This window comes from Lysinibacillus sp. DFXJR4, from assembly GCF_057196045.1.
Map to the genome: position 1 here is coordinate 39,757 of NZ_JBXUNW010000020.1, position 18,704 is coordinate 58,460.

Sequence of the window (18,704 nt, forward strand, 5' to 3'; positions counted from 1 at the left end):
CAAAAAGGTTGATTTCCCGCGCTTTTTTGAGGTAAAAAATTTTACTTATACTTCAAAAAAAGTATAAATATATTATTTGATATTTCTTAATCTATTTTTTACAACAAATTTAATATACATTTACCATTAATGGTAATGACGAAGAATTTCTTTCATGATAGAATAAGAGTAAATTGTCAGTCATCTGACATATTATGAGGGAGGAATTCATTGATGAAATGGGTTAAAAGTATTGCAGCAACAACTCTAGTTGCTAGTTTATTAGCAACTCCAGGTTTTGCAGCTCATGCAGCGGAAACAGCACCTGCAGCTACAAAGGATGGTTTCAAACTAACAATTTTACATTCCAATGATACACATGCACATGTTGAAGCTGCTCCACAGCGTGCTACAAAAGTAAAGGAGCTTCGCGCTGCAAACGCTAACACTCTTCTACTAGATGCTGGTGATGTTTTCTCAGGTACACTCTACTTCAATCAATTCTCTGGAGAAGTTGATATGAAGTTAATGAACTTAATGGGTTATGATGCCATGACTTTTGGAAACCACGAGTTTGATTTAGGGTCAAGCCCAGAGGGACATGCTGCACTCGCTAAATTTGTAAAGGGAGCCGATTTCCCAATATTAAGCGCAAACCTAGACTTTTCAAAGGATTCTTTATTTGATGGCTTACAATTTAAAACTGTCACAAAAGACTTCGAAAAAGGTAAAATTTATAACGGTATTATTAAAGAAGTCGATGGAGAAAAAGTAGGTATTTTTGGTTTAACAACTGAAGAAACTCCTTCTATTTCAAGCGTTGCTAATGTTCAATTTGCCAATTATATCGACTCTGCAAAAAAAGCAGTAGCAGAATTTGAAAAACAAGGTGTTAATAAAATTGTTGCTGTGACTCATTTAGGATTCGATGATTCAAAAGATTTCGATAACGATCAATTACTAGCGGCAGCTGTAGAAGGTATTGATGTAATTGTTGGTGGCCATACACATACTAAATTAGACAAAGCTGTGAAAGCAGAAACATCATTTAAAAATCCTACAATTATCGTTCAAACAGGTCAATATAGTGAGAATTTAGGTGAGCTTGATTTAACGTTTGATGATAATGGTGCTGTTGTTAAATACTTTGGTCAATTACACGCTTTAAACGATAAAGATAATCCGGTTGCAGCAGACCCTGAAGCAGCTAAAATTTTAGCTCCATATACAGACAAAATTACTGCTGTTAAACAACAATCTACAGGTAATACAGCTGTTTCAGTATTGGATGGTAAACGTGGTCTTTGGGGCGTTCGTGCTGGTGAAACAAACCTTGGAAACCTAATTACAGATGGTATGCTGGCGGGTGCCAAGAAAATTGACCCAGAAGTACAATTTGCCTTCCAAAATGGCGGTGGTATCCGTGCAGGCATTGATGCAGGAGATATTACAGTTGGTGAAGTAATGACTGTCATGCCTTTCGGTAATGCACTTGGTATTGTAAAACTAACAGGAGCTGAAATCTATGACATTGCCGAACATAGTGTAAAAGAATTTCCAAAAGAATCTGGTGGCTTCTTACACTTCTCTGGCTTACAAGTAGAATTTGATGGAAAAGCTCCGGCTGGTAAACGTGTAAAATCTATTAAATTAAATGGTAAAGAGCTAGACAAAGCAACATACTATAAAGCTGCAACGAATACCTTTACTGCTAAAGGTGGAGACGGCTACGAAACACTTGAAAAAGCCTATGCCGATGGCCGTGTAAGTGAGCCTGGTACAATTGATTATGAAATGTTTATCGAACACTTAACTACATTGAAAAATGTTGATCCAAAAGTAGAAGGACGTATTATCGCAACAATTCCATTTACAGATATCGCAAAAGGCTCCGAAACAGAGGGCTATGTACGTGATCTTTATTACCGAGATTTAACAAATGGTACGACTGCAACAACATATTCTCCAAATGCTAACTTAACTCGTGCTCAGGCCGCTTCATTTATCGCACGTGCATTAAAGCTGGAGGCAAAAGGCAAAACAACATTTACGGATCTTGGAAATGTAAATCCTGCAACACAAAAGGAAATCACTGCTCTTGCCGAAGCAGGCATTGTTAAAGGTGTAAATGGTAAATTCAATCCTAATACAAAAGTAACTCGTGCTCAACTTGCATTAATGTTTGCTCGTGCATACAATCTTCAACATGATGCAAAAGCTGGACTAAAAGCTGATTTCAGTGATATTGCCAAATACAACATTGAAACTCAAGAGGCAATTGCACTTATGAAAGACTTAAAGATTGTTAATGGTTCAAATGGTAAGTTTATGCCAAGCAATAACGCTACACGTGCTCATATGGCAAAAATGCTTTCTAACTATATTCCTTATGTAAAAGAATCAAAATAATATAACTGAAAAAGTCGATTTGCTTCAATATGGTGCAAATCGACTTTTTTTAATTTTCCAATTTAACAAAAGACAGATTTCTAATATAAAAAGTTAGCTTTTTAGTGCCCTCTTATTTAGAAGAGCGGGATCAGCTAAATTTAAATAGTTAAAAATTGAATTTGAAATTATCTGGATCCTGCCCAAAGCGTTCATTACGGTTTAAAGCAGCTATTTGATCCATCTGTGCTAAGGATAACTCGAAATCAAAAACCTGTGCATTTTCCTCAATACGACTTGGTGTAACAGATTTAGGAATAATTAGGGTATCTCTTTGTAAATGCCAGCGTAGTACTACCTGAGCAGCTGTTTTGCCAATTTCTTGTCCAATCCTTGTAATAACTGTGTTATCGAGCACACCGCCACGCCCTAGTGGAGACCATGCAGTCACAGCAATATCATGCTCACTACAGTAAGCTCTTAAATCATTTTGCTGTAAATATGGATGCTCCTCAACTTGATTAACCATCGGCTGAATATTTGCTTTTGCTAATAGCTTTTGTAGATGATGCTCATGATGATTCGAAACACCTGTTGCCCGAATTAACTTTTCATCGTATAGACGTTCAATGGCTCGATACGTTTCTTCAAATGTTTCAGGTACTGCCCAATGTGTTAAATACAAATCTAAATAATCCATATTTAATTTTTTCAACGACACTTCAAAAGCTCGTAACGTTTCATCATAACCTTGGTCATTATTCCAAACCTTTGTTGTAACAAATATATCCTCACGCTTAACGCCTGAATAGCGAATGGCTTCGCCCACTTCCTCTTCGTTACCATAAAGAGAGGCGGTATCAATTGCTCGATAACCAAATTTAAGTGCTTTATCAATAGCTTGCAATGTTTCATCACGCTCTATCATTTTATAGACACCTAAACCTAAGCGAGGCATTTCTATACCATTTGTTAATGTTTTTGTTGATTGTAAATTCAAGAATAACAACCCCTTTCTTTTCCTAGTTCCATTATACAAAAAATTGGTTTTAAGAAAATAAGGAAAATTCTTGAGAGGTCATATCTACGCCATTAAAAACCTAGTCCTTTTTCTCTTCTTCAGGGTCGTCTACTTGGATAGGATCTGGAATACGTTCGTCCTCCACTAGCTCTAAGCCATCACGTAAATGCTCCATCTGCTTTCCTAAATCATGCAAATCTTTAAAATTTCTAGCCATTGTGCCGTTTTCGATATTCGGAACCTTTTTTTCCATTATCATCACCTCTCTAATAGTGTTCCCTAAATTAATATGACTGAACCATTTCTGCCATATTTTATTTCACTATGTCATTTTATTTTTCTAGTAGATAAGCTATACTAAATGAAGATGTCTTTATAAACATGAGGAGGGTTCTTCCATGAAATTAATATTAATTCTTGGTGTAACTATTGCATTCTTATCTGCTATTTTCACTGCTGGTTACGAAGGCGACTACAAATCAGACAAATAATACCTCTAGAAAATCACTAAGCATATGAATTGCTTAGTGATTTTCCTTATATTCCACGAGAAGAACCACTTCAGGTACTTCTCTTTTTTATTTCGCCTTGGCGTAATTATAGCTGCCGCTACGCTTACGCGATAAAACATCTGTCGATTTGCTTTCAATACAAAAACATTTGCTGAATGAAGATAAATAAAATTCTTGACTTTATGTACTTTTTAAAATAAACTTACTTACATAAAGTAAGTTGATAACAAAAGATAACTTTTAAATATATGGAGGGGTCATTATGCATTTTCATGAAAAACCAAACACTTATGTCACTAATGTTGAAATTAAAGTGAGCGACTTACAACGTTCATTAACCTATTATCAGGAGGTTATTGGCTTTAAAGTCTTACACCAAGAATCCCATAAAGCCACTTTCACTGCAGATGGAAAAACAGCTTTACTAACAATCGTTCAACCTGAAACTATAGAAGAAAAAACGAGATTTACTACTGGACTTTACCATTTCGCACTTCTATTGCCCTCACGTCGTGATTTAGCAAATGTTATTAGTCATTTTCATAAAAATGGTGTATATTTTGGGGCATCTGACCACGATGTCAGTGAAGCGCTCTATTTAAGTGATCCTGATAAAAATGGCATTGAAATTTATGCTGATCGACCTGAAGATAAATGGACTTGGCATTCTAACCAAGTGCATATGGTTACTGAACCGCTTAATATTCAATCGATATTAGCAGAAGGTAATGATACATGGAGTGGACTTCCTACTGGTACAGTAATGGGTCATATTCATTTATCTGTATCTAACTTAACAGAAGCAGAGGAATTTTATACAAAAGGATTAGGTTTTGACATTGTCACACGCTATGGCACACAAGCATTATTTATTTCTACAGGCCGCTATCACCATCACATCGGCTTAAATACTTGGTACTCAGAAAATGCGCCAAAACTTGGTGAACATCAAGTCGGCTTAAAAACCTTTTCTTTGCGTTTAGATAATGAACAACAAGTAGCAACAATGAAAGAAAATCTTCGTGCTATTGATGCTCCTGTTACTGATATAGCTGGGGGTTTCCAAACAGAGGACCCTGCTGGAAATAAAATTTTATTAAAATTTTAGGAAGGACATTCTATCCGTCAGTTTTTGAATTTTATCACCCTCTTTTTGGATTCTATCCGTCAGTTTTAAGGTGCTATCCAAAAAAGGCAGTTCTCACATGTTGGAGAACTGCCTTTTTTAATGTAGCCCTGGGTAACCTTGTTGCCGTAATGCTTCATATATAACAATAGCCGCTGTATTCGACAGATTCAGTGAACGTACATGCTCACTCTGTGGAATTCTCAAGCACATATGTCGACGCTCGTAAGCAAAATCCTTTGGCAAACCTGTTGTTTCTTTTCCGAACATAAAATAAATATCGCTGTCTCTATCACTAAAATCATGTGTTGTGAATGGCTCTTCACTATATGTTTCAATTAAATAAACATCACCATTTTTTGATGCTTCTAAAAAATCCTCTAGTGAATCGTGATACACAACATTGACACTATGCCAGTAATCTAACCCAGCACGCTTCAGCATTTTATCGTCTGTAGAAAAGCCAAGAGGACGAATTAAATGTAGTGAGGTATTTGTTCCGGCACAGGTACGTGCAATATTACCTGTATTTGCTGGTATCTCTGGTTGATATAAAACGATATGCAATGGCATAAGGTACACTTCCTTATTAAAAATTTCAAATGTAAAAGTAATTCTTATCTTAAAGCCTACTGTTAGGTTGGTGCTTCTCTGTCATTAATTTTTTGAGCGATTTCTCCCCAAAATTGAACGGTATACCACACTTTTCAAGCGTTGACCCTCACATGAAGTGCTCCCTTTATCAAGTTATCCTGAGAGATATTCACTCATTCACCCTATTAAAAAATTGTAACCCTTTGTCGATTTCAATGCGTACCTCTTCGTTACTTTCCTTACCCTTCGCCTGAAATAATGCGGAATGGGCTTCTTTCCCGCCTATCCTACCTAAAGCCCATGCTGCTGTCCCTCGAATAACAGGACGATCATCCTTTTCTAGAAGTGCAATTAAATCTGGTACAGCCGCTTCTTCTTTAAAATGGGCAAGGGCCAATATAGCGTTACGTTGAATGGGCTTCTTCCCCCGCCATGAGCCAGAAATATGTCCAAACTTATCTTTAAACTCACGATTTGAAATCTTCAAAAGAGGCGTCAGCAATGGCTTGGCCAGCTCTGGATCTGGTTTAAATTCCTCATGTATCCAATTGATTTTGCCTTTATTTTTCGGACATACGGTCTGACATGTATCACAGCCATACAATCGATTGCCAATATGTGTGCGAAACTCATCAGGCAGTGTTCCCTTTGTTTGCGTTAAAAAGGCAATACAGCGCTGAGCATTTAGTTGCCCTCCCTCTATTAACGCTCCTGTTGGACAAACATCTAAACATAAGCGGCAGTCTCCACATTCATCCTCCATAGGCTTATCTGGTGCAAAGGGGATGTTTGTGACAAGCTCTCCTAAATAGACATAGGAACCAAATTCGGGTGTAATAATGGCGCAGTTTTTCCCGCTCCAGCCTATTCCCGCACGTTCAGCAACTGCTCTATCAACTAGAGCACCCGTATCCACCATTGATTCGATACGGACACCCTCTACTCGCTCTTTTAGCCAAGCCGATAGTAATGTCAATCGTTCACGTAAGGCTGTATGATAATCGATTCCCCAAGAAGCACGGCAAAAAATCCCGCGTCTTGCTCCTTTTTTGCCAACAGGTGCATTCTGCATACGCGACGGATAGGCTACAGCTATCGCCACTATACTCTCTGCTCCATCTAACAATTGTAGGGGTTCAGTTCGTTTTTCAATATCACTTTCCTCAAAGCCGGACTGATAGCCAAGTTCCTGCTGGCGGCGCAGTCGATTTTTCAATTCTGTAAATGGAGCTGCTGTTGTAAAGCCAATTTTGTCTATACCAATGGACATTGCATACGCTACAAACTCATGTTGCAGGTCATGTATGTTCATTTTATTTCCAACTCCTTACATGATACAATAATAGAAATAGATAAAGTAGGTGGTGTTTTATGGATATATCAATTAATCAATCCCTATTGACACAACATCCCGAGCTAAAATTCGGCATTATCCATTATACCAAAATTGTTGTAGCAGAATCGCCTCAAATGATTAAGGGTCGTATGCAATTGTATCAAGAAAATCTCTATCTAGAAGTGCAGGAGAATCCTGTTACGCAACGTGAAGGAATTGCAGAATGGCGACGTCTCTGGAAAAAGCTTGGTGCTGATCCAAATCGATACCGTCACTCAGCAGAAAGCTTAATGCGTCGTATTAGTAAACAAAATTATTTAACACCCTACCATTCAGGTGTAGATTTAAATAATTTCTTTTCCCTCCAATATGAAATTCCAGTAGGCTTATATGATGTAGATAAACTACAAGGAGATATAGAAATTGCATTGGGCAATGAAGATACTGGCTATGAAGGCTTAAATGGACGCTTTAATTCATTAAATAAAATTCTTTATAGCTATGATGCAGAAGGAGCATTCGGGTCACCATTTGTCGATTCTAAGCGTACTTCTGTTTCAGAAGAGACGACTGAGGCACTACAGATTTTCTACCTTCGACCATCCTTAACAGAAGAAAATGCAACTAAGCTCTTAGCCTCAGCAGGAAAAATGTTTAACCAAATTCATGGAGGCGACTATAAAGTTACCCTATTAACAAACGTAGTACCGGCAACGACACTTTAAAAAGGACGTGTTTGAATGATTAATCTTGCGGAAGCCGTTAAACTTAAAAGTATTCTAGGAAAAAAAGTTCAGGAGCTTATTAGTGAATTACACCGAAGTGCCTTTGTAACTGTGGAGAAGGGACAAACCCCAAAAACAAGTAATCGTGCAATGAAGACCATTGAGGAAGAATTAGCTCAAGTACGTCTCGATGCTCGTACATTAGATCGATTAGTCTATGAAGCAAATATCAATAATTTAGTAGAATTTAAGGGTGAAACATTGGCTTTAGTAGAAGCTATCGAGCTCGCAACACAGCTCCGTGCAGACGCTGAGCTTTGCAAACAATTTAGTATGCATGAAAAAGAAAGTGTACGAATGGGTTATGGTGAAAATACAATGCTTTATGAGATTGCTATGTATGAGCCAGATGCATATCGTGAGCGTGCCATTCAACTAGAAAAAGACGCCCATAAATTATCAAATCTAATCAACTCAAAAAACTATAGTGTTACTATTAACTTCGATGACTCTCGATATTTTTAAACAAATAAAACACCCCAAAAGTTAGATTTTCAACTTTTGGGGCACTTTATGAAAAACTCTTCTCTAGTTAGCTAAATCATAATTAACTTCAAATTGCCCTAAATCCAGATCAGCTAAAAGGAAAGTTATATTATAATTAGAATCAGTATATGTATGACTTTTCTTCTCTTCATCTAAAGCTTTACCTAATTCTTCTTCATTTTTATCTAAATCTAAGCCAATTGCATCAGTAATTGACATTGCTGATAAAAATCCTTCTTCCCATTCGTCACCCTCTTCACTTACCTCACTAGCAGGGCTACCTTCTACGGAAATATTATAGCCAATTAATTTTTTATCCTCATTATATTTAGCCACTATTTTATAATGACCCTTATATTTTATAAAGTCCGCTTCCAATAAAGTTTGTGAAAGGATGTCGTCCTCTTTCATTAAATCACTAGTTACTGGCTCAGGAATTTTCTCTAATGTTATAGAGTTCTCTGCATCCTGTTTATATAAATCAACTCTGACATTGTATTTTTGAACAAATTTTTCTACAGCAGCTTTCGATTCAGTATCTACCTCATCATATTTTACTGGAACAATTTTTTCTTCTTGTACTACCTCTTCTTCTTTTACATTCTTCTCTTTTTCCTTCTCGGCTCCTTCGCCAGAGCATCCAACTAGCATTAGGGCTAGTAGTAAAAACAAAGCCTTCTTCATTAACTTATTTCCCCCTAAATTCATTTCCATATTACTAAATATACAAATCGAAATTATTATTCTATAAAATATTTCCGCATTCGCACATTACAATTATGATAAACTAATACTAATATTTCCATAGTATTTATTAACTAATTTACAATATTTTATATTACCTTTAGTCCTCTTGCTGTTAAGGCTTTCCATATTCCTTGAAACTGTATACAATAGATGTATGGAGTCGAATTGTACTCCATCTTGGATGCGTTGTTTTCAATTTCGCTTTTTGAAGCAAACTTTGAAAAAACCAATAACATGTGACCTGTTACCGTATGACCGATGACCGATAACCAACTATAGGCAAAGGCTATACTCAGCTAACTTGATTATTTTTTGAAAACACCATCCAAAAGCTCTCTTACATCTTGTATGTAGGAGAGCTTTTTATGTCTAGTTTGCCCTACTAAAGGACAGAATGTGGATATCCAAAAGAAAGGGGTCAAACAATGACAAACCAAAATGAGTCAACACATCAAGATGATACAACTTTAACGAATCGACAGGGGCACCCCATTACCAATAATCAAAATTTAAGAACTGTCGGTAATCGAGGTCCTGCTACACTAGAAAATTACGATTTTTTAGAAAAAATGAGCCATTTCGATCGCGAAAGAATCCCTGAACGAGTTGTACATGCTCGTGGTGCAGGGGCACATGGTTACTTTGAAACCTATGGTGGTGTTGGTAATGAGCCTATTTCTAAATATACAAGAGCAAAGGTTTTTCAAGATAAGGGGAAAAAGACACCAGTTTTTGTACGTTTTTCAACCGTTATACATGGTGGGCATTCCCCAGAGACTTTACGAGATCCACGCGGCTTTGCTGTAAAGTTTTATACAGAGGATGGAAATTGGGACTTAGTGGGCAATAATTTAAAGATTTTCTTTATACGTGATGCGATGAAGTTCCCAGATATGATTCATGCCTTTAAGCCGGATCCAATTACAAATATTCAGAATGTAGAACGCTTTTTTGATTTTTGCGCAAGCTCCCCAGAAACCTTCCATATGGTCACATTCGTTTATTCTCCATGGGGCATTCCTGCAAATTATCGAATGATGCAAGGCTCTGGTGTTAACACATATAAATGGGTGAATAGTGAGGGCAAAGCTGTCCTTATCAAATATCATTGGGAGCCTTTACAAGGTATTAAAAATTTAACCCAAAGAGAAGCTGAGGAGATTCAAAAGAAGAATTTTAATCATGCTACACAGGACTTATACGATGCAATTGAACAGGGTGATTTTCCTGAATGGGAATTAAATGTACAAATAATGGAGGACGGACCGCATCCTGAGCTAGATTTTGATCCATTAGATGATACAAAACTTTGGCCGAATGATCAATTCCCATGGTATCCAGTGGGTAAAATGGTGTTAAATAAAAACCCTGAAGATTATTTTGCTGAGGTTGAGCAGGCAACTTTCGGTACAGGTGTATTAGTAGACGGATTGGATTTCTCAGATGATAAAATGCTACAAGGTCGCACCTTCTCATATTCTGATACTCAGCGTCATCGTGTAGGGACAAATTATCTTCAGTTACCAATTAATGCTCCTAAAAAACGAGTAGCTACCAATCTAAATGGTGGTCAAATGATGTATAAGCGTGATTTAGCACCTGGACAAAATCCACATATTAATTATGAGCCTTCTATGCTAAATGGATTAAAGGAAGCAACCCAAACAGACAAAGAATATACACCACATATAGAAGGCAAACTTGTACGGGAGTCTATTGATCGTCAAAGCAATACTAAACAGGCTGGCGAAACGTATCGGAATTTTGAGCAATGGGAGCGAGACGAGCTTCTTGAAAACTTAATTCGTGATTTGTCCGTATGTAATATGGCTATTCAAAAGGCAATGATTGCTTTAGCAGAGGAAGCTGATAAAGAATATGGTCGCTTGCTAAAAGAAGGATTACAAAAGGCTGAAAAAAACTCATCTACATCAAAGCCTCTTGGCAATATTGATGGTGACGATGCTCCTAAGGATGCAATTAATAATGGACATGATGCAGAGCCATACTAAGAATAATAAAGCAGCACTCTACATAAGGGACAAATGCCCAAATGCAGAGTGCTTTTTTAATGCACACCAGGTAAAATTTTTAGTACCTTTTCCTGTGCATCCAAAATGGCTTCAGCCCCTAATGGAATGGCAATATTTGTTGTTTCATGGCCGATTTTAAAGCCTGCTACAACAGGAATTCCTAACTCTCCAAAATACTCCTTCATCAACATAAGAAGTGCTGCTTCATCTGCTCCTGTCTGCGTAAAGGAACCAATCACAATTCCTGCTAACTGCTCAAGCTTTCTTGCCTGCTTTAATTGTTGCAGCATCGAATCTATTCGTGGAATGGACTCTGCAATCTCCTCTATCAGTAAAATTCTACCCTCTGTCCTAACTTCAAATTTTGTCCCTATTGAGCTTACAAGACGACGTAAATTTCCTCCAATAATTTGCCCACGGGCTACACCATTTGCAATTGTTGTTAATGGTGAAATTTCTTCAGTATATTGTATTTCTATTGGTGAAAATAACTGTAAAAACATCTTTTTTGATAGCTCATCAATTCTTCCAACAGACATTAGTAAAGGTCCATGAAACGTTACTAAATTAGCATATTCATTAATGGCACAATGTAAATATGTAAGATCAGAGAAACCCCAGAAAATTTTTGGATTTTCCTCGAATAGAGCATAATCAATTTTCTCAGCAATACGTGCAGAGCCATAGCCACCTTTCACACAGAAAATAGCCTTGACCTCTGGATTTCTAACCATCTCATGAAGATCAGTTAGTCGCATCTCATCACTACCTGCTAAATAAGCATGCTTTGCTTGAATCGTATCCCCAATAATATAGTGAAGACCTAAATCATCAAGAAAAGATAGTGCCTCTCCTAGCTTTTCGGGTTCCACAAGACTCGATAAAGCCACTATGCCAACTGTATCGCCCTTTTGCAAATGTGGTACTGTACTTTTCATCCGAATTCCTCCTTCTTTTTTCCTTATTCTAGCATACTGATTATAAGGAGAGCATTGATTATTCATGGCGTTAGTGGCTATAATTATCCATAATATTCTTACTGTAGAGGAGTTATAGCATCATGAAAATCCCACCATATGTGTTATTAATGCTCGCAACTCTTTTATGGGGTGGTAATTTTGTTATTGGACGTGCAGTTAGTAGAGACATCCCACCTCTTACACTAGCCTTTCTAAGATGGTGTGTCGCCTTCATCGTATTTTTTCCCATTGCTTATCGGAGTTTAAAGCATGAATGGCATATGCTCAAGGCAAATTGGCCAATCGTTATTATTTTATCTCTAACAGGTGTTGCAACATTTAATACCCTTGTTTATATCGGTCTGCACTATACAACGTCTATTAATGCATCTTTAATGAATTCATCAACACCTATTATGATCTACATACTATCCTTTATTTTTTTGAGGGAAAAACTATCAAAATATCAATTGCTTGGAACTGCTTTATCACTTAGTGGTGTCACTTTCATTATTTCAGGAGGCTCCATTGCAAGCTTAGTTGATTTTACTTTTAATAAAGGAGACTTAATTGTACTTATAGCAGTCTTCTGCTGGAGTATTTATTCCCTCCTCATTAAGCATTACGCCAAACGCTTACCAGGGCAATCGACATTCCTAGTAACCATTTTTACTGGAGCCATTATGCTATTACCATTTTATATCTATGAAACCGCTACGCTTACGAATTCGATTCATTGGCAGTGGTCATCAATAGCAGCCATTCTCTATGTTGGAATTTTCGCATCCGTTGTTGCCTTTTTAAGCTGGAATAGTGGGGTTGTACAGTTAGGTGCAAATAAGGCAAGTATTTATTTAAACTTCATCCCTGTATTCGCTTCCATATTTGCAGTACTGTTTCTTGATGAAAAGCTTCATGCCTTTCAAATTGTTGGAGGACTTGCTGTTGTTGCAGGGGTCATCGTATCAGGCAGAAAAGTGAGCTGAATTTTAATTCTATCCATCGATTTAGTGATTCTATCCATTGGTGCAAGAGATCAATCCAGCAGTTTATGTTTTTATCCATTTAAATAAGCGTAGACTCCAATTAAATTGAGTTCTACGCTAGGCATCTATTTTGTTCCGCCGTAAATAACCGTTACATTTGGATGATTTAGTAATTGACTTGCAGGGAAATCTTCATTGATGATTCCACTTTTTAATCGTTCAATTGCCTCTAGCTTTTTTTCACCAAATGCAATTAACACGATTTCCTTGGCATTCATAATCGATTGAATTCCCATTGTAATGGCATTTGTTGGAACATCCTTAGGATCATCAAAATAAATCGCATTTTCAGTACGGGTTGATTCAGTAAGTTCGACTATGTTCGTGAGCGATTCAAAGGGTGTGCCTGGTTCATTAAAGCCAATATGTCCATTCACGCCAATACCAAGAAGCTGTAAATCAATGCCCCCTGCTTCCTTAATTCGAGCATCATACGCTACACACTCCGCAGCTAAATCCTCTGCCTTGCCGTTTGGTAAATGTATATTTTCTTCTTTTATATCTACATGATTAAATAATTGCTCATGCATAAATGTCCAATAACTAGCTGGACTTGTTTGATCCAAACCTACATATTCGTCTAGATTGAACGTGATAACATCTTTAAATGAAACCTGTCCAGCTTGTTGTCGCTTTACTAACTCCTCATACATTCCAACAGGTGAACCACCAGTTGCTAGTCCTAAAATGCTTGTAGGCTTTTCCTGCAATTGCTTAGTAAAAATATTTGCTGCCACTTTGCTCATTTCATCATACGAATTGACTTCTATCCATTTCATTGTTGTCATTTATATACCTACCTTACAATAATTTATTGTGAACTTAATTGGAAAATAGTTTACTAAATAGTAGCTAATACTTAAATTTTACTAGTTATCTATCTACTTTTCTATTATTTTCTTTTAAAAAGATTATACGTGTAATCTCAAGCTAATTCGGTTATGTTAATAAATAAGGAAGTGAGGCGATAGTATATGAATTCACAAATATTACAGTATTTGAAACATATTCATTTTCAAGGTCCTTTAACTGAGCCGACTATTAAATTACTTGGGCAGTTACAAACAAATCATTTAAATTTAATCCCATATGAAAACTTAGATGTTGTTTTGAAAAAAGGCATCTCCTTCTCTATTCCTGATATTTTTCAAAAAATAATCATTCATAAGCGCGGAGGCAATTGCTTTGAACTAAATATTTTATTTAGCTGGCTTCTTCGTGAGCTTGGCTATTCAGTGACAAACCGATACGCACAGTTTTGGCGTAATCTTGAAGCAGATACACCTATCGAGGATGTACCTATGCATCAGCTATTGCTCGTCAATTACGCTGGACAATCATATATCACTGATGTTGGCGTAGGTGCACTAGCTCCGTGTAAGCCCGTTCCACTAATAGCAGGTCATCAACATCGCGAAGGTAACGAGCTTTATAAAATTGAACAAGACAATGTAAATGGCTGGATGCTGTATGAACAAACAAAACATAATTGGCGTTTACTCTATAGTTTTTTAGATGACGCAAATGATGCAAAGTTCGCTCCAAGACTTTCAAAACAAAAAAATAAAATTGCTATGATTCGTACTCCTCATGGTCGACATACAATGCTTAACAATGAATTCCGAATTTACGAGGGACAATCCCTAACAACCTATACAACCCAGAATGAAAAAGAATGGCTACAAGCCCTTCATCGTTTTTTTCATATTTCATTGGATTAGATGCTTCATGACAAAAAAGCAAGCCTCCTTATTATAGAAGACTTGCTTTTTCTGTAGGGAAGAGTTAATTTTTTGTACGATCAAGAAGCTCGTAAATAACCTCATAATTGTAAAGCTCTTTAACTAAACCAATACCATCAACAAAGTAATATGTCCATACATTATCACTGTAAACGGATTTTTCCTCTAGTACAATGACATTATTATAATTGACACCACCTGCTCGAACAGTGCCATCTGTCGCTTTAACAGTAATTCGTATTCCTGAAATAACTCCGCCATCATCTTCATGTCTAATAACACCAATTCTAATCGGTAGTGAGAAATATATATCATAATGTGTACTTTCATTACTCGCTAATCCCTGAGCATAGTGAAGACCCTCACTTAATAGATACTCTTCATCAAATAACTCGTTTGAATTTAAATCAGTTATTTTCCATACATCATTCTTATTGTTATTATGACTATATTCATATTTTAATGTATAGCGATTCTTATCATTCAACGAATAATATGAATATATGTAGTCATATTTAGTATCTTTTAAAAGATCTGAATTCGATAATGTTAATGCGCGAGCCAAAAATGCTGAAAAGTGAGCTCGTGTTAAAGGTAAATCAGGCTTAAATGAGCCATCCGTATAGCGTCTTGTTATATTTTTACTTGCTATTGTGTAAATTTCCTTATAGCCCTTCGTCTTTTCTGTCACATCTGAAAAATAGTATCGCTCAGATTCCTTTAATTTAAATGCTCTTTGCAGCACAATAGCCATGTCCCCTCTTGAAAGAGTAGCCTCTGGATTAAATTTCTGCGCTGAATCGAAAATGCCATAGTTGTGCACTGCTGCAATTTCTTTAAAATAGGCATGTGTAGTCGGGACATCCTGATACTTTGGATCCTTCACATTTGCTGTTTGCAATCCTAAAGCGCGTGATAACATAACAGCCGCCTGCGCTCTTGTTACATAGGCATTCGGTTTAAAAAGGTCATTTGGATAACCATTAATAATTCCTTTTTCCACTAGGTAATCAATTTCCGTAATCAAAGTATTATCATCAGATACATCTTTAAAACTTGCTGCATGTACATCCTTTAGTGGTATTAAACAAACAGCTAGTAATAGTACACAAGCTATTTTCAATATCTGTTTCATGACTCCCCCTCGCTTTCTCTATTAATCATTTTTTCCAAGCCCCTACAATCATTTAGATTATTTGTTTTGAATGATGCCAAAGCCAAGCCCAGTTGGATCTACCATATAGGCAAGATAAAATTCATCGAACTCCATTTTGTCACGAACAATAATGGCGCCACTCTCCTTTGCTTTAGAAATTGCTTCATCGATAGAATCAACTTCAATTTGAATACGTGTTCCAAAAGGGAAATCATGCGGTCCTTTTCCAATACCACCGTTAATTCCTAGCTTTTTATCATCCCCGGTCGTTAAAGCCCAATAATTCCAATGAGGTGTAGCTATTTCCCAACCAAAAACCTTAGCATAAAACTCAGCTGCTTTTTCAGGCTCCTGGCTATTTAATTCAAATCCGATTACTCTCCCCATAGCGTTAATTCCCCCTTCTGATTTTTAAAAGTACTAATTTTATAGTTCAACAATTTGGTCAATATTTCCTTCAGCCCATCGACATAAGTTAGAGACTTCCATACCTAATGTTTCCCCATCGACTAAAAGCGTTTTCCAGCATTAATCAATTGTGACAACATAATGACTTAGGAATTTACCTATTTATTAATTAGTAAATTATTGTATAATCAAATTAGAACAATCGTTCAAATGTTGAAAAGGAGAAAATTCTTGAGCAAAAGACGTTATGATAGCGAGAAAGCAAAAGTTGAAATTATGGAACATGCGGTTAGTTTGTTTTCTCAAAAAGGCTATAATCAAACATCAGTTGGAGATATTTCAACCGCTTCAGGCTACAGCAAGGGACATATTTACTACCATTTTGAAAACAAAGAAAAGCTTTTTGTTCTTTTAGCGCAACAAACAATGCAAGATTGGCACAGCAAATGGCTGGAAAAGGAAATTACCTACTCCACAGCAACAGAAAAATTATATGGCATGGCTATGCATGTTCTCTATCATTACCAAACACCTTTATTAAGATCTGGGCAAGAACTAGCTGCCAATCCCAAATCTAGCCCTGAATCCATACAGCAATTATTCAATTTAGCGGTTGTACCGATGGGTGCTTATCGTGCAATACTTCAAGAAGGAATTGATAGAGGAGAATTTATTCATGGAAATATTGATGAATGGACAATTCTACTAGGCACTTGGCTAGGAGGCTTATGTCAGCTTACAAATACTCAAGAGCTTAAAGAGTTAGAGCCACTTTTTCAACAAGCAATTACCATTTTTTTAAAAGAAATCAAAAAAGGTGGGGTATAAATGAAAATTGCCTGTATAGGAGACAGCTTAACAGAAGGAAGACCAGGGGTTTCATTTTTTAAACAATTAACAGCAAAACATCCACATTTAGAATTTGATAATCTTGGTAAACCAGGCGAAACAGTTAAAAGCCTACAGACGCGATTAGAGAAATCGAAACTAGCTAGTTATTATGACCTTAGCTTTCTTTGGATTGGTGTTAATGATGTTTATGCCAAGCTTTTGAAAGTGCAGGCACAGCCAGTAACAGAAGATCATCAAGAATTTAAAGAAAACTATGTAAATGTTTTAGAAATGATTTTAGCATCTTCGAAACATGTAGTTTTAGTAACACCAGCTTTAGTAGGAGAGGAAATAAGAAATGCTTCAAATATGGAATTAAAAGAGCTTTCCTCCATTATTCATTCTATCTCTTCTAAGTATGCAAATGTTAGTTTTTTAAATATGCAAAAGGTTTTTGAAAGTCACCTGGAACAAGTTGATAGCTCAGATTATATTAACACTAATGTTCTGAAAGTGATGAAAGATGTACTGTTTTATAAAAATCCTTTGCGAATTGATCGATTATCTCAAAAAAGAGGGCTGCATTTTACTTTGGATGGTGTTCATTTAAATAGTAAAGGAGCAGAACTAGTCGTGGATCAATACACAACTGTAATTGAACAGCTTCTATTGCAGGAAGTTACTGTTCATTAGAAATTCATACGAGAGGTGATGACTATGAGAAAGGTTGCGATTGTTACTGGTGGTGTATCAGGTATAGGAAAGGCTATCTGTAAAGAGCTAGTAGATCGTCATGTATTTGTATTTATTGCAGATATCAACAAACAAGATGGGCATCTTCTAGAGGCAGAACTAAATAAAGATGCCTTAAATGCTAGATTTGTTGAATTGAATGTAACCGATTACAAAAGTGTTGAACATGTTATTACAAATGTATATAAGGAATTTCAAAGATTAGATTATTTATTCAATAACGCTGGTATAGCAATGTATGGTGAAATTTACGATATGTCGATAGACAAATGGCAAGACATTGTGGATATAAATTTGTGGGGCGTTGTTTATGGTACACAAGTTGGCTATCAAATCATGAAAGAACAAGGGTTTGGACATATTATCAATACGTCATCAGCAGCAGGATTAGGGCCGTCTCCTATTTCTGCGGCATACTCAACGACAAAGCATGCTGTTGTAGGCTTAACAACATCACTTCACTATGAGGCAGAGGAATATGGTGTCAAGGTAAGCACCTTATGTCCAACTTTTGTTGATACACCTATTTTTGATAAAGCAACAGCTATTAATATTGACAAAACAGCAATGTCCAAGCAATTGAAAAAGCAAAAAATGATGTCACCACAGCAATTAGCAAAAATCGCTCTTGCAGGAGTGCACAAAAATAAGCCAATTATTTGTCCAATGCCAATGCGTAAAACAATGGATATTGTCTTTACACTTTTCCCTTCGTTACACAGGGTGTTAATGAGAATGGTCTGTAAAGTAAGCCGAAATGCACGATTAACGTAATCATTTTAAATGGTAAAAAACCGCTATG

19 protein-coding genes are annotated in these 18,704 nt (G+C 36.5%); 10 read left to right on the forward strand and 9 right to left on the reverse strand.

The window, feature by feature from the left end; translation table 11 throughout:
• The first annotated feature begins 213 nt into the window (after nucleotides 1-213).
• Nucleotides 214-2,388 (forward strand): 5'-nucleotidase C-terminal domain-containing protein, encoded by a 2,175-nt coding sequence (locus AC2CGN_RS22880; RefSeq protein ID WP_484516436.1) that lies wholly within the window; start codon nucleotides 214-216, stop codon nucleotides 2,386-2,388.
• 148 nt (nucleotides 2,389-2,536) lie between these two features.
• On the opposite strand, the gene AC2CGN_RS22885 is transcribed toward AC2CGN_RS22880, so the two are convergent.
• Both AC2CGN_RS22885 and AC2CGN_RS22890 read right to left on the reverse strand, forming a co-directional pair.
• Entirely contained in the window at nucleotides 2,537-3,367 is an 831-nt protein-coding gene (locus AC2CGN_RS22885) for an aldo/keto reductase (protein ID WP_484516438.1), read from the reverse strand.
• Between the two features lie 100 nt (nucleotides 3,368-3,467).
• Nucleotides 3,468-3,641, reverse strand: coding sequence for a hypothetical protein (locus AC2CGN_RS22890; protein WP_283869561.1), 174 nt, complete (start codon nucleotides 3,639-3,641; stop codon nucleotides 3,468-3,470).
• 521 nt (nucleotides 3,642-4,162) lie between these two features.
• Here AC2CGN_RS22890 and AC2CGN_RS22895 point away from each other — a divergent pair.
• Complete coding sequence (locus AC2CGN_RS22895) at nucleotides 4,163-5,008, forward strand: VOC family protein (RefSeq protein WP_484516440.1); 846 nt, start codon at nucleotides 4,163-4,165, stop codon at nucleotides 5,006-5,008.
• A gap of 117 nt (nucleotides 5,009-5,125) precedes the next feature.
• Here the strand turns inward: AC2CGN_RS22895 and trmL are convergent, their stop codons facing one another.
• Both trmL and queG read right to left on the reverse strand, forming a co-directional pair.
• Nucleotides 5,126-5,599 carry a tRNA (uridine(34)/cytosine(34)/5-carboxymethylaminomethyluridine(34)-2'-O)-methyltransferase TrmL gene (gene trmL, locus AC2CGN_RS22900; protein ID WP_484516442.1) on the reverse strand — a complete coding sequence of 158 codons (474 nt, stop codon included), beginning with the start codon at nucleotides 5,597-5,599 and terminating at the stop codon, nucleotides 5,126-5,128.
• A 190-nt stretch (nucleotides 5,600-5,789) separates the two neighbouring features.
• Entirely contained in the window at nucleotides 5,790-6,932 is a 1,143-nt protein-coding gene (gene queG / locus AC2CGN_RS22905; RefSeq protein ID WP_484516444.1) for a tRNA epoxyqueuosine(34) reductase QueG, read from the reverse strand.
• 59 nt (nucleotides 6,933-6,991) lie between these two features.
• On the opposite strand from queG, the gene AC2CGN_RS22910 reads away from it, so the two are divergent.
• On the forward strand, nucleotides 6,992-7,681 hold the full coding sequence (locus AC2CGN_RS22910; protein WP_484516446.1) for a B3/B4 domain-containing protein: 690 nt from the start codon (nucleotides 6,992-6,994) through the stop codon (nucleotides 7,679-7,681).
• 15 nt (nucleotides 7,682-7,696) lie between these two features.
• On the forward strand, nucleotides 7,697-8,206 hold the full coding sequence (locus AC2CGN_RS22915) for a hypothetical protein (protein WP_484516448.1): 510 nt from the start codon (nucleotides 7,697-7,699) through the stop codon (nucleotides 8,204-8,206).
• A 63-nt stretch (nucleotides 8,207-8,269) separates the two neighbouring features.
• Here the strand turns inward: AC2CGN_RS22915 and AC2CGN_RS22920 are convergent, their stop codons facing one another.
• Nucleotides 8,270-8,911, reverse strand: coding sequence for a hypothetical protein (locus AC2CGN_RS22920; protein ID WP_286926921.1), 642 nt, complete (start codon nucleotides 8,909-8,911; stop codon nucleotides 8,270-8,272).
• A 488-nt stretch (nucleotides 8,912-9,399) separates the two neighbouring features.
• On the opposite strand from AC2CGN_RS22920, the gene AC2CGN_RS22925 reads away from it, so the two are divergent.
• The gene (locus AC2CGN_RS22925; RefSeq protein WP_484516450.1) at nucleotides 9,400-10,986 is read left to right on the forward strand and encodes a catalase; all 1,587 of its coding nucleotides are present in this window, start codon (nucleotides 9,400-9,402) and stop codon (nucleotides 10,984-10,986) included.
• Nucleotides 10,987-11,042: 56 nt separating this feature from the next.
• Here AC2CGN_RS22925 and AC2CGN_RS22930 read toward each other — a convergent pair whose 3' ends face one another.
• Nucleotides 11,043-11,945, reverse strand: coding sequence for a S66 peptidase family protein (locus AC2CGN_RS22930; RefSeq protein ID WP_484516452.1), 903 nt, complete (start codon nucleotides 11,943-11,945; stop codon nucleotides 11,043-11,045).
• Nucleotides 11,946-12,067: 122 nt separating this feature from the next.
• Here AC2CGN_RS22930 and AC2CGN_RS22935 point away from each other — a divergent pair, with 122 nt between their 5' ends.
• Nucleotides 12,068-12,952 carry a DMT family transporter gene (locus tag AC2CGN_RS22935; protein WP_484516454.1) on the forward strand — a complete coding sequence of 295 codons (885 nt, stop codon included), beginning with the start codon at nucleotides 12,068-12,070 and terminating at the stop codon, nucleotides 12,950-12,952.
• Nucleotides 12,953-13,077: 125 nt separating this feature from the next.
• On the opposite strand, the gene nagB is transcribed toward AC2CGN_RS22935, so the two are convergent.
• Nucleotides 13,078-13,791: a glucosamine-6-phosphate deaminase gene (gene nagB / locus AC2CGN_RS22940; protein WP_484516474.1), complete on the reverse strand. Its 714-nt coding sequence runs from the start codon at nucleotides 13,789-13,791 to the stop codon at nucleotides 13,078-13,080.
• Between the two features lie 195 nt (nucleotides 13,792-13,986).
• On the opposite strand from nagB, the gene AC2CGN_RS22945 reads away from it, so the two are divergent.
• Nucleotides 13,987-14,733 carry an arylamine N-acetyltransferase family protein gene (locus tag AC2CGN_RS22945; protein WP_429988078.1) on the forward strand — a complete coding sequence of 249 codons (747 nt, stop codon included), beginning with the start codon at nucleotides 13,987-13,989 and terminating at the stop codon, nucleotides 14,731-14,733.
• Between the two features lie 64 nt (nucleotides 14,734-14,797).
• Here AC2CGN_RS22945 and AC2CGN_RS22950 read toward each other — a convergent pair whose 3' ends face one another.
• Together AC2CGN_RS22950 and AC2CGN_RS22955 are read right to left on the reverse strand one after the other, a co-directional pair.
• Nucleotides 14,798-15,889, reverse strand: a complete 1,092-nt coding sequence (locus AC2CGN_RS22950) for an S-layer homology domain-containing protein (protein WP_484516456.1) — start codon at nucleotides 15,887-15,889, stop codon at nucleotides 14,798-14,800.
• Between the two features lie 57 nt (nucleotides 15,890-15,946).
• On the reverse strand, nucleotides 15,947-16,297 hold the full coding sequence (locus AC2CGN_RS22955) for a VOC family protein (protein ID WP_054772327.1): 351 nt from the start codon (nucleotides 16,295-16,297) through the stop codon (nucleotides 15,947-15,949).
• Nucleotides 16,298-16,549: 252 nt separating this feature from the next.
• Between AC2CGN_RS22955 and AC2CGN_RS22960 the strand changes: the two genes are divergently transcribed.
• From AC2CGN_RS22960 to AC2CGN_RS22970, 3 genes are read left to right on the forward strand one after another with little or no spacing between them, the layout of a single operon-like run.
• Complete coding sequence (locus AC2CGN_RS22960) at nucleotides 16,550-17,146, forward strand: TetR/AcrR family transcriptional regulator (protein ID WP_286926914.1); 597 nt, start codon at nucleotides 16,550-16,552, stop codon at nucleotides 17,144-17,146.
• Complete coding sequence (locus AC2CGN_RS22965; RefSeq protein ID WP_429983024.1) at nucleotides 17,147-17,842, forward strand: SGNH/GDSL hydrolase family protein; 696 nt, start codon at nucleotides 17,147-17,149, stop codon at nucleotides 17,840-17,842. It begins immediately after the preceding gene.
• An 18-nt stretch (nucleotides 17,843-17,860) separates the two neighbouring features.
• Complete coding sequence (locus AC2CGN_RS22970; RefSeq protein WP_286927007.1) at nucleotides 17,861-18,676, forward strand: SDR family NAD(P)-dependent oxidoreductase; 816 nt, start codon at nucleotides 17,861-17,863, stop codon at nucleotides 18,674-18,676.
• Nucleotides 18,677-18,704: the final 28 nt, after the last annotated feature.

Coding starts and splice junctions, on each gene's coding strand:
- AC2CGN_RS22880 (WP_484516436.1), top strand. CDS start 214: ATGAAATGGGTTAAAAGTATTGCAGCAACAACTCTAGTTGCTAGTTTA.
- AC2CGN_RS22890 (WP_283869561.1), bottom strand. CDS start 3,641: ATGGAAAAAAAGGTTCCGAATATCGAAAACGGCACAATGGCTAGAAAT.
- AC2CGN_RS22895 (WP_484516440.1), top strand. CDS start 4,163: ATGCATTTTCATGAAAAACCAAACACTTATGTCACTAATGTTGAAATT.
- trmL (WP_484516442.1), bottom strand. CDS start 5,599: ATGCCATTGCATATCGTTTTATATCAACCAGAGATACCAGCAAATACA.
- queG (WP_484516444.1), bottom strand. CDS start 6,932: ATGAACATACATGACCTGCAACATGAGTTTGTAGCGTATGCAATGTCC.
- AC2CGN_RS22910 (WP_484516446.1), top strand. CDS start 6,992: ATGGATATATCAATTAATCAATCCCTATTGACACAACATCCCGAGCTA.
- AC2CGN_RS22915 (WP_484516448.1), top strand. CDS start 7,697: ATGATTAATCTTGCGGAAGCCGTTAAACTTAAAAGTATTCTAGGAAAA.
- AC2CGN_RS22920 (WP_286926921.1), bottom strand. CDS start 8,911: ATGAAGAAGGCTTTGTTTTTACTACTAGCCCTAATGCTAGTTGGATGC.
- AC2CGN_RS22925 (WP_484516450.1), top strand. CDS start 9,400: ATGACAAACCAAAATGAGTCAACACATCAAGATGATACAACTTTAACG.
- AC2CGN_RS22930 (WP_484516452.1), bottom strand. CDS start 11,945: ATGAAAAGTACAGTACCACATTTGCAAAAGGGCGATACAGTTGGCATA.
- AC2CGN_RS22935 (WP_484516454.1), top strand. CDS start 12,068: ATGAAAATCCCACCATATGTGTTATTAATGCTCGCAACTCTTTTATGG.
- nagB (WP_484516474.1), bottom strand. CDS start 13,791: ATGAAATGGATAGAAGTCAATTCGTATGATGAAATGAGCAAAGTGGCA.
- AC2CGN_RS22945 (WP_429988078.1), top strand. CDS start 13,987: ATGAATTCACAAATATTACAGTATTTGAAACATATTCATTTTCAAGGT.
- AC2CGN_RS22950 (WP_484516456.1), bottom strand. CDS start 15,889: ATGAAACAGATATTGAAAATAGCTTGTGTACTATTACTAGCTGTTTGT.
- AC2CGN_RS22955 (WP_054772327.1), bottom strand. CDS start 16,297: ATGGGGAGAGTAATCGGATTTGAATTAAATAGCCAGGAGCCTGAAAAA.
- AC2CGN_RS22965 (WP_429983024.1), top strand. CDS start 17,147: ATGAAAATTGCCTGTATAGGAGACAGCTTAACAGAAGGAAGACCAGGG.
- AC2CGN_RS22970 (WP_286927007.1), top strand. CDS start 17,861: ATGACTATGAGAAAGGTTGCGATTGTTACTGGTGGTGTATCAGGTATA.